The 10,853-nt window shown below is 54.5% G+C and carries 5 protein-coding genes; 4 read left to right on the top strand and 1 reads right to left on the bottom strand.

Annotated features, from left to right (window positions below; genetic code table 11):
* Positions 1 to 60 precede the first annotated feature (60 nt).
* The 4 genes from Q363_RS27760 to Q363_RS27745 all read left to right on the top strand — a co-directional run bounded on the left by Q363_RS27760 (position 61) and on the right by Q363_RS27745 (position 9,943).
* Positions 61 to 759 carry an IS6 family transposase gene (locus tag Q363_RS27760; RefSeq protein WP_051979422.1) on the top strand — a complete coding sequence of 233 codons (699 nt, stop codon included), beginning with the start codon at positions 61 to 63 and terminating at the stop codon, positions 757 to 759.
* 610 nt (positions 760 to 1,369) lie between these two features.
* The gene (locus tag Q363_RS27755; protein ID WP_035357158.1) at positions 1,370 to 2,728 is read left to right on the top strand and encodes a malectin domain-containing carbohydrate-binding protein; all 1,359 of its coding nucleotides are present in this window, start codon (positions 1,370 to 1,372) and stop codon (positions 2,726 to 2,728) included.
* 286 nt (positions 2,729 to 3,014) lie between these two features.
* Positions 3,015 to 7,907, top strand: a complete 4,893-nt coding sequence (locus Q363_RS27750) for a LamG-like jellyroll fold domain-containing protein (RefSeq protein WP_157467706.1) — start codon at positions 3,015 to 3,017, stop codon at positions 7,905 to 7,907.
* A 308-nt stretch (positions 7,908 to 8,215) separates the two neighbouring features.
* Positions 8,216 to 9,943, top strand: coding sequence for a WD40 repeat domain-containing protein (locus Q363_RS27745; protein ID WP_084080846.1), 1,728 nt, complete (start codon positions 8,216 to 8,218; stop codon positions 9,941 to 9,943).
* Between the two features lie 151 nt (positions 9,944 to 10,094).
* Here the strand turns inward: Q363_RS27745 and Q363_RS27740 are convergent, their stop codons facing one another.
* Positions 10,095 to 10,793 (bottom strand): IS6 family transposase, encoded by a 699-nt coding sequence (locus Q363_RS27740; RefSeq protein ID WP_051979422.1) that lies wholly within the window; start codon positions 10,791 to 10,793, stop codon positions 10,095 to 10,097.
* Between the last annotated feature and the right edge of the window lie 60 nt (positions 10,794 to 10,853).

The raw sequence follows: 10,853 nt of genomic DNA, 5'->3' as shown, positions 1-10,853 counted from the left end.
TGGGCTCTGTTGCATTAACCGACGTCGTGTATGGTGAGAGGCGAGTCAGGAGGCCCGCAGATGTCCGTGTTCAAGCGCCGTCGTTTTCCGGTCGAGATCATCCTGGTTTGCGTGCGGTGGTACTGCAAGTACGGAATCACCTATCGCGACCTCGCGGAGATGATGCAGGAGCGCGGAGTTGAGGTCGACGCCTCGACGATCTTCCGGTGGGTGCAGCGCTACGCGCCTGAGCTCGAGAAGCGCATTCGCTGGTATCAAGGCTACCGCTCGAGTTCCTGGCGGGTGGATGAAACCTATGTAAAGGTCGGAGGACGGTGGAAGTACTTGTTCCGAGCCGTCGACAAGTATGGTCGGTTGATCGACTTCATGCTGCTGGACCGTCGCGATACGCGCGCGGCACACAGCTTCCTGGTCAAGGCAGTGAAAACGATGCGTAACTGGCCGCCGCACTCGATCACAACCGATAAGCTGGGTTCCTATCCCAAGGCAATCCGTCGGCTGCAGCGCGAAGGCAAGTTATCTCAAGACACTGAACATCGCACATCGAAATACCTAAACAACATCATTGAGGCAGACCACGGCGGACTCAAACGAATGATCCGTCCCACTCGCGGTTTCCAGACAATGAGAACGGCGTCTGCCACCATCAAGGGATTTGAGGTCATGCGTATGATCCGACGGCGCGATTGCCTCCTATGCAAGCCCAAGGTCGCAGGCGAGATCCAATTCATCAACAAACTCTTCGATGTTGCTGCCTGAACTGCAACATACGGTAGGGGCAAGCTGTGCCTGCAACGGTTAATGCAACAGAGCCGCGATGAGCGCTCGTTTGCTACCTCTTCGTGCGGCCAGTCGTTCGAACTGAGCGGAGAGGTAGAGCCCTGCTCAGCCACATATAACACCGCGTTGAGTACCTGCAGGTTGCTCATCCCCACGTTGCCACGCTGCACCGGCAACACATTCTTAATCTGTGTGTACTGCGCTTCCGTAATCTCCACCGCTGTCAAGATCAATTCTTTCGCTTTTGAGCATCGATGAGTAAACCGCTGACAGTCCTCAGAGAGCCGGAACTTGCTCGTGAGTTGCATTACCAAAGTAATACCCCCCAGCGTACTCTATGTTGTTGTCAGTTCTATGTTGTAAGTCGCAACTAAAAATTAACGTAACTCTGTGCGTGCTATAATTGAAACTTAATTGAAACTAAAGTAATGTGTCGTTCTGTGTTGCATTTCTATCGCGAGCAAAGGATTTGAAGATACTCCATACACATATGGAGAGGTTCCTGTCTGCTAGTGTGCCCCTCTTCTCCCCACCCCATAATGCGAAAAGTCTACTAATCTCTTGATCTTCAAAACTGAAAGGATATGTGATGAACAAGAAGGTTCTTGCATTTGTTGTGGTTTTGTTTAGTTCTTTGACTGCTTTTGCTGGTCCCTGTCCCGCGAACATACCGCCTACCGGGGGGAGCGGCGCGGTTGCCGGTGTTTCGGTGCCTGGCGGTGGACTGCGTTTTTTCTTCGCAGACTCGCTCATCGGCGGCTTCGATTGTTTCGAGACATTGAGCGGTTGGTTCCCCTCTAACATCCATTCCGCGAGCGCCATCGATCCAAAGCTAACGACTATCGATATGGCGTATACCATCGTGGGGACCGCGACATTTAACAATGTTGTGGTGCCGGCCGCCGGCAATTACACGATGGATGTTCGTTATGCCTTCGCTCAGGGTCTCTTCCCGGGAGTTAAGACTCGGTATGCGGGAGTTATGGTGAACGGCGTAGTCATCAATTCTGCGGTACCCTTCCCGGTAACTGGCGATTTTGAAGCATTCCAGGATATCACCATCACCATTCCTCTGAATGCGGGAGTAAATACCATTCAATTCTTCAACACTACCCGGGAAGGCGTTTCGCGCATGGATGCCATCACGCTTACGCCCACAACTCCCGGTTCCACCGGTTGTGTTGGCGCTCCCAATGCGCCTGCTGCGTTAACCGGAGAGCCGAGTCTCTCTGACGTAAGCCTTACCTGGAATGCCGCAACTGCTCCCAATGGCTGCACAGTTTCGGGCTACAACGTATATCGCAGCACCACGCCGCCAGGAGGGCCGGACGGCTTCGCGCCATCAGTTGACACTCTTATTGCTGGCGGACTCTCGACCACGTCCTTCGACGATAAAACTCTCATGTGCGGCACTACCTACTATTACGCCGTACAAGCTGTTGATGCCGCTGGAGTGTCGGGACCATCAAACGTTGTAACTTCTTCCACAGCGGCTTGCCCGATCATCAGCAGCATAAGCATCAATTCGCAGGGTCAAGCGGTTGGTAACTTTGTTGCCGACGAATTGTTTTCCGGCGGAGGGCTTATCTCCCACGCCAACACCATCGATCTGACCGGTGTTGTCAATCCGGCGCCAATGTCTGTGTATCAGAAAGCGCGCAGCGGCAATTTCAGCTACATCATCCCCGGCTTCATCCCCGGAGAGACAAAGAAGGTAAGGTTGCATTTTGCCGAAACCTACTTTTCCACAGGTGGTTCGCGCACTTTCAACGTCAACATCAACGGAACGCAGGTCCTGACGAACTTTGACATCCTTGCGGCTTCGGGCGCGAAGAACAAGGCGATCATTGAGGAATTCAACGTGCCTGCAAGCTCGAGCGGTCAATACGTGATTGTGTTTAGCAATGTCGTCAATACGTCGATGCTGAGTGCCATCGAAATCCAGTAATCTTCGACCCCGATAACACCGCAGTCGCCGGATTAATACGGCGACTGCGGATTCGGAATCTGCAGTCGCCGACGCAGTATCACAGTTATGTATCTCTGTAGAAATGACGCCGTAGGGGCATTGAATGCAACCCGGCGCAGGTCGGCAGTGTCTCCCGCAGGAACTTCCGTTTTAAAAACTTGTTCAGCCTTGCCAGGCTAATGTTCGTCCGAAAGGCTCTGAACGACCACCCAGGTACCGGTGACGCCATTTTGCATCAATTTGTAATTTGAAAGTGGAGGCTTTCTTGCGATATAGATCATTGTTTCGCTCACTCTTCATGGCGTTTGTTTTTGCCTTGTTTGTGTCAGCCGCTTTTGCGCAGGTCGATATCACGACCTGGCAAGGAAGTTTGCAGCATACTGGTTTGAACTCAAGCGAGACGGTGCTCACTCCCGCGAACGTTGGCGCTACGGGAAGTTTCGGGCTGCTTTTTACCCAGCAGACGGATGGTCAGACCTATGGCCAGCCTCTCTATGTAAGCTCAAATACATCGAACGGGCTTCCCGGCACATTTCCTGATGGAAGGTCGCATAACGTCGTGTATGTCGCAACCGAGGCGGGTAGTTTGTACGCCTTCGATGCGGACGCGGACCCTCAGGTAGTCAACCCGAATGGGACCAATTCCTCTCCGCTGTGGCATGACAACCTCATACCATCGGGATCACAGCCTGTTCCTCAATCGGATGTGGGTTCGTCAGACATCCTAGGCAATTTATCCATAACGACGACGCCGGTCATCGATAAAACCAGCGGCACGATCTACATCGTCGTGAAGGTTAAAAATCCAGCAGTCAATCCTCCTTATCAGCAGTTTCTCTACGCGCTCGATCTGAAGACGGGCAATCCAAAGTTTGGCAGTCCGGTACTGGTGAACCCCTCCTTTACCGGTATTCCTCCAGCTATCGGTGCGGGCGACTTGGATCCGGAACCTTCTCCGGGGCCGAATAAAATCCCTTTTTCTCCACTGCACGAGCACACGCGGGCAGCGATGGTGCTCTACAATGGCGTGGTCTACATCAGCTATGCCTCCCACAGTGACACGAGACCGTATTACGGCGAGATTCTGGGGTATGACGCCCAGACCCTCCAACTGGTAAAGACCTTCAACACGACTCCCAACAATACTGCCCAAGAGGCGGGAATATGGCAATCGGGAGCTGGACCGGCCATCGATGCGGCCGGGAATATGTATGTCGTCACCGGAAACGGAACCCTGGATAACAAGACGTCTCCCAATCCTGCGACAAGCGATTGGGGCGAGAGCGTCCTCAAGCTGCCCACTAACACCACCGGGGAGATAGGGCTGGCTTTCTCAGATACAACCAAGTGGTTTACGCCGAATAACTGGGCAACGCTTGGCGATATGGATCTTGGGGCGGGTGGCATGCTTTTGTTGCCGGACCAGACGCAGGGGACGCATCACCACATCATGGTTGGCGGTGGAAAAGCAGGGATCTTGTATGTGCTAGATCGCGATAACTTGGGAGGCGTCAATCCGAACGATTCGAGCGCTATTCAGGAGATCGACGAGCCAGGCGCCCATCAGCTCTTTCTAACTCCTTCTTATTTCAACGGGAATATCTACTATGCACCCAGTGGCGGACATCTGGAGCAGCGTCAGGTGCAATTCGATCCGGCGACCGGCAATTACGTTTCGCCGACAGCCATCTCCTCCGCCGATACCTACGGGAACAGAGGCACCAGCGTCTTCATCTCCGCGAATGGAACCAGCAACGGCATCGTCTGGATCCTGAGCAATGCGCTTAGGGCTTACGATGCAACCAATGTTTCGAATTCCATCTTCTCCGGCAATACTGTTCTTCCTACACAGGGCGGCGGTACATGCACGACGACCAAGTTCAGCCTGCCGATCGTGGCAAACGGTAAGGTCTACTTAACCTGCTTCAACACTCAAACGAACGTCGGTTACCTTCAGGTCTCCGGCCTCTTCCCGCCCCAGGCAGGATCTCCGCCAGCGCCTTCAAACACCACGGCTGCTGCCAAATCCGCCAGCCAGATAACCGTCTCCTGGACGAATAACGCGACTACACAGTCGGGATTTAATTTCCTGATCAAGCGCTCGACCAGTGCGACTGGAACCTTCACAGCGGTCGGCTCAGTCCCGGCAAACGTCACCACCTTTACCGACAGTGAACTGAACTCGTCGACGACCTATTTTTATGAGATTGTGGCCAGCAATGGTGCAAACTCAAATCCGAGCAACGTTGCCTCTGCAACTACCTTCCCGACGTATTCCTCTCCTGGGCTGGTTGCCTATTGGAATATGGATGATGGTACGAGCACGAACAATACTTCTTGCCCTGTCAATGTCTTCGATGTGAGCGGAAACGGCCATTCTGGAACTTCCTGCGGCGAAGCGGCCTTCACCGCCAGCGGATATGTCAATGGCGGATGGGTCTTCCACGGCACAACCGCGATCGATCGCATCGTAGTGCCCAATAATGCAGCTCTGCAATTCGGCCTTAATCAGAGCTTTACACTATCGGCTTGGATCAATCCTGTCGCTTTCAAGGGAGCGGAACAGACAATCATCGCCAAGTCGGCAGATCAGGGCAATGAGTACGGTATCTATATCAATGCCGCGAATGAGTGGATTGCCCGTGGTCCCTCTGGCGATCTGGTAGGTCCTGCCGCAGCACTGAATACCTGGACGCACGTTGCACTGGTTCAGGATGGTACTGCTGGAACCCGCAGCCTATACGTCAACGGCGTACTGGAGGCTAGCGGACCGGCACAGGCGGCAGACGGTGCCGGCGACCTTTGGATGGGAATGCAGAACACGAGCAATGTTGAAGGCTACCAGGGGCTGGTCGATGAAGTCCGTCTCTACAACATAGCGCTCACCCCAGAGCAAGTCACCAATGCTTTGGCTTCCCCGGTCATCGATGTAGTTTCTAGCCAGACGCAAGGTCGTGCCGGTACCTTCGGAATCACCCTGTTTCCGGCAACAGCACCTCAAACCGAGCCGCGGAGCGGATCTGTCTCCGGCACCTACAACCTCTTCCTCCACTTCGCGGCACCAGTCACTGGAATTACAGCCAGTTTGGGTGTGCAGCCCGGTATCACTCAACCTGCGGTGGGTCAGGTATCGTCTGTTACGTACGATTCCACGAACACCGTTGTTACTGTAGAGTTGACCGGAGTGCAGGATATCCAGGCACTTAATCTCCATCTTGATGGTATTCTGCCCACAACGGCTGGCGCGAGTATTGCTGGTACTGCGGACGTCCCGTTCGACATCTTGCAGGGCGATGTCACCGGGGATCATGTGGTCAATCAATTCGATGCTGCCGCGGTGCAGGCGAATTTCACCAATCAGGTCTCTCAGAACAACTTTATCTACGATCTCAATAGCGACGGAGCTGTAAATACTTCCGACGCAAATCTGATCACCAGTAGCTTGAATGGCCACAGTCTGGCGGTGCAGACAGATGCGAATCTGACCCTCTTCAAACCAGCCTTTGCTTCCACAGTGAATGGTGGCAACGTCGCGGCCAATGCCTTCGACAACAACACAAACACCCGCTGGGAGAGTGTGCAGGGAGCTTCCGCTGATCCATCATGGATCTATGTCGATCTCGGCGCTCCGGCCAACGTTCACTCCATCGCCATTAACTGGGAGAACGCGTCGGCCAAAGTCTACGATCTGCAATGGAGCAATGACGCCTCGAATTGGAACGAGATTGTCAATATTCCCAACAATCCTCCGGGTGGCAGAATTGTTACCAGCGGACCATTGAACTTCCCGGCGGCACGTTACATCCGCATGTTCGGGACCAGGCGCAATACAACATTTGGATACTCGATGTTTGAGTTCCAGGTCTTCGGTTCTTTTGCCCAGGCTACCGCAGCGCCAACCATAACCAGTCCGTTGACTGCAACGGGAACTGTCGGAACAGCTTTTAGCTACCAGATTACGGGCAGCCAGAGTCCGACTACCTTCGGCGCGACCGGTCTTCCGGCGGGTCTGAGCGTCAGCTCCTCGGGACTGATCTCGGGAACGCCGGCCACCGCCGGCACGAGCGCCGTCACCATCAGTGCATCCAATGCAGCCGGCACCGGTTCGGCAACTCTGAACCTCACCATCAACAATCCCTCGGTACCGCAGCCTCCCGCCGGTCTCACAGCGGTTGCTGGCAACGGCCAGATCGCTCTTAGCTGGGCGGCCAGCACCGGCGCAACTTCCTATAGCGTCTTCCGTGGCACCGCCTCGGGCGCTGAAGGAACCACTCCGCTTGTGGCGAATCTAACCGGCACCAGCTTTGTGGATACCAGCGTTACCACAGGAACCACTTACTTCTACTTCGTCAAGGCAGCGAATGCGGCTGGCTCTTCGGCAGCCTCTAACGAGGTTTCGGGTACGTCGACCGCGACAGTCCCCGCAACTCCGTCGAATCTGACGGTGCTGGCTGGAAATGCACAAGTAACCCTGAGCTGGAACGCGAGCACCGGGGCAACCTCGTATAACGTCTATCGCGGCACGACAGCAGGTGGGGAGGGCATGACTCCGATTGCCACAGGTATCACGGCAACAAGTTTCGTCGACACCCCTCTCACCAATGGCGTGACTTACTTCTATAAAGTTGCGGCGGTCAACAGTGTCGGAACTTCGGCTTTGTCGAATGAGACGTCAGCCACCCCACAACTGCCACAAACCGGAGCCGCCGTCTATCAGATCAATGCCGGCGGAGCAGCTGTAGCCCCCTTTGTCGCTGATAAGTTCTTTACTAATGGCGGCGTATCGACCACGGGTAACAAGGTTTCAACAGTTGGGGTAGCGAATGCCGCACCCATGGCGGTCTATCAGGATTATCGCCTGGGTGGCAACTTCACCTACACTCTTCCCGGACTGACTCCTGGAGCGAGTTACACGGTGCGGCTGCACTTTGCTGAGACCTTCTTTACGGCTGCAGGCAAGCGTCAGTTCAATGTGGCCATCAACGGCAACCCTGTACTCACAAACTTCGATATCTTCGCGACGGCTGGAGGGCAGAACATCGCAGTCGTTAAAACGTTCAGCGCAACGGCAAATAGCAGCGGTCAGATTGTCGTAAGCTTTACAGCCGGCGCTGCAGATCTACCCAGGCTCAATGGACTGGAGCTTCTGACGCAGTAGTGGGTACATTCAATGCCCGCACGCACTACGAGTCTGCCGCGGGGAGCTGCATCTGCTCCCCCCCCCCGCGGCAGACGAGTTGTTGAACGAAGAATTCGAAATTCAAAACTACATCCACACGACCGCCGTTCTCTGTCCAGAATCGGCGGTCGTTTAACGGCCTTTCCGATTACTGTAACCCTTTCGAGATCGCCCCCTGATGCCGTTTTTCTAGAGAACAACGCCGGTTTACTGTTGATTGTTCGTTTGACGGGTGGCTAAACAAGAATCTTTCTGAGTACCATGACGAATCACGGTGAAGAAAATACATGACGCGTTACATACCTAAATCGCTTTCCGGAGCCATGCGAAAGCTTCCAGTGTTCATTTTTGTTGCGGCCAAGGTTTGGGCAGCAGGACAGGAGGCCACGGCACAGATTTCTTCCATTCCGAAAGAGGTCTCTCAACGAGCAAGTCAAGCGGACCCTAAAACTTCAAGTCGCCAGTTCTTCGGCGCTGCTTACGTAGATTTTCTCACTGCTGAAATACTTGCGGCAGATGGAAGCAAACCAGAGGCGCTCCGACGGTTGGCCGAGAGTCTTCGCTTGCAGCCGCAGGGCAACCCTGCCTCTGATCTGGTCTTTGAACTTCTTAGTGAGCAGCGAACGAACGGCGGGATGGTTCTTAGAGGCCATACGGGAGCCGTTCTCGATGCGGAGTATAGTATTGACGGTGCAAAAATCGTCACCGCGTCGGAGGACCAAACGGCGCGCCTCTGGGACGCGCAGACCGGTAAGGAACTGACTCCCCCCCTCCACCACGATGATGCTGTTCTCGTTGCGGCCTTCAGTCCGGATGGAAAACGCGTGGTTACGGGATCTGAAGATGAAACCGCCAAAATCTGGGATGTTGCAACTGGACGCCAAGTGGGTTTACCCATGCGGACGACAGGAGCTATTCGGTGCGTGAAGTTCAGTCCCGATGGAAAGAAGGTGGCGACCGGATCGGATGACGGGAGAGCCCGAATCTGGGATGCGAGCACGGGTCAGCCGCTTTCGCCTGAGGTTGTGTACCACGAGGCCGTCTACTCCATTATCTTCAGCCCTGACGGTTCTCGCGTATTGACTGCAACCGGCGATGGCGTGGCCGATCTTCTCGATTCCAAGACCGGTGCGCGTGAGCTCAAGCCGCTAAGGCACAACAACATCATATTTGGCGCAGCCTTTAGTCCGGATGGCAACATCATTCTTACCGCTTCGGCAGACCACACGGCGAAGACGTGGGATGCAAATACCGCGCAGCCTCTCGGCCCAATCTTTCAGCACAGTCTTTCGATTGTTTCTGCAGTATTCAATCGAGATGCCTCTCGTCTAGTGACCGCTTCGCTTGACCATACGGCGATGGTATGGGACGCCAAAACTGGCACACCTATCTCCCCTCCTCTTCAGCACAGCGAAGCAGTATTAAGAGCTATGTTCAGTCCAGATGGCAATCTGGTCGCAACTGCGTGCCGCGATCATACGGCACGCGTCTGGGACGCAAGCAGCGGAGAACAACTCCATCTGCCAGTGCGTACGCAGACCGACGTTCCAACGATCGCCTTCAGCCCGAGCGGTGTCTCGCTCCTGACTGCTTCGGGCGACTCTAGCGTTCAAATCATAGACATGCCTCCTCATGACCCAGCTCCCGAATGGTTGGCTGATCTGGCCGATTTTGCCGCGACGCAGATCAAATACAAGCAAGCGCAGCAACCAGACCTGGCAAGAATCAGGTTACTGCGGACGAAACTTTTGAACTCTAAATCTAATGAGCCTTGGGTCGTATTTGGGCGCTGGTATTTTTCCGAGAGCGCTGTTCGGCCAATCTCGCCTTGGAGCACGATAAGTCTCGAGAAATACGTAGAGTCTCTGATAGATCTCGGGGATAGAGATTCTCTTAACTACGCAAAGATGCTCTCGTTCGAACACCCAACCTGGGTAGTGAAGATTATGCAGTTAATAGCCAAATTGCCTCCCGTGCCCGAAGGTGCGGCAGGTACAGAGAAGCTTGCACGATAACATCATTCAATGCTCAACTCGCTCAAGCTCTTCGGCTTCTCGGCCGCGATGTGTTGGTCATACACAAATTCCCGCTCATCGTAGTGGTCTTTGGTCGGCTCTGTTGCATTAACCGTTGCAGGCACAGCTTGCCCCTACCGTATGTTGCAGTTCAGGCAGCAACATCGAAGAGTTTGTTGATGAATTGGATCTCGCCTGCGACCTTGGGCTTGCATAGGAGGCAATCGCGCCGTCGGATCATACGCATGACCTCAAATCCCTTGATGGTGGCAGACGCCGTTCTCATTGTCTGGAAACCGCGAGTGGGACGGATCATTCGTTTGAGTCCGCCGTGGTCTGCCTCAATGATGTTGTTTAGGTATTTCGATGTGCGATGTTCAGTGTCTTGAGATAACTTGCCTTCGCGCTGCAGCCGACGGATTGCCTTGGGATAGGAACCCAGCTTATCGGTTGTGATCGAGTGCGGCGGCCAGTTACGCATCGTTTTCACTGCCTTGACCAGGAAGCTGTGTGCCGCGCGCGTATCGCGACGGTCCAGCAGCATGAAGTCGATCAACCGACCATACTTGTCGACGGCTCGGAACAAGTACTTCCACCGTCCTCCGACCTTTACATAGGTTTCATCCACCCGCCAGGAACTCGAGCGGTAGCCTTGATACCAGCGAATGCGCTTCTCGAGCTCAGGCGCGTAGCGCTGCACCCACCGGAAGATCGTCGAGGCGTCGACCTCAACTCCGCGCTCCTGCATCATCTCCGCGAGGTCGCGATAGGTGATTCCGTACTTGCAGTACCACCGCACGCAAACCAGGATGATCTCGACCGGAAAACGACGGCGCTTGAACACGGACATCTGCGGGCCTCCTGACTCGCCTCTCACCATACACGACGTCGGTTAATGCAACAGAGCCCA

The sequence above is a fragment of the Edaphobacter aggregans DSM 19364 genome, assembly GCF_000745965.1.
Taxonomy (GTDB): domain Bacteria; phylum Acidobacteriota; class Terriglobia; order Terriglobales; family Acidobacteriaceae; genus Edaphobacter; species Edaphobacter aggregans.
Note: the sequence above shows the minus strand (reverse complement) of the source record. Positions and strands in the feature narration are given on the sequence as shown.

What these genes read in the sequence shown, in the direction of transcription:
- Q363_RS27745 (WP_084080846.1), top strand. Translation starts at nt 8,216, where the DNA reads ATGACGCGTTACATACCTAAATCGCTTTCCGGAGCCATGCGAAAGCTT.
- Q363_RS27740 (WP_051979422.1), bottom strand. Translation starts at nt 10,793, where the DNA reads ATGTCCGTGTTCAAGCGCCGTCGTTTTCCGGTCGAGATCATCCTGGTT.
- Q363_RS27755 (WP_035357158.1), top strand. Translation starts at nt 1,370, where the DNA reads ATGAACAAGAAGGTTCTTGCATTTGTTGTGGTTTTGTTTAGTTCTTTG.
- Q363_RS27760 (WP_051979422.1), top strand. Translation starts at nt 61, where the DNA reads ATGTCCGTGTTCAAGCGCCGTCGTTTTCCGGTCGAGATCATCCTGGTT.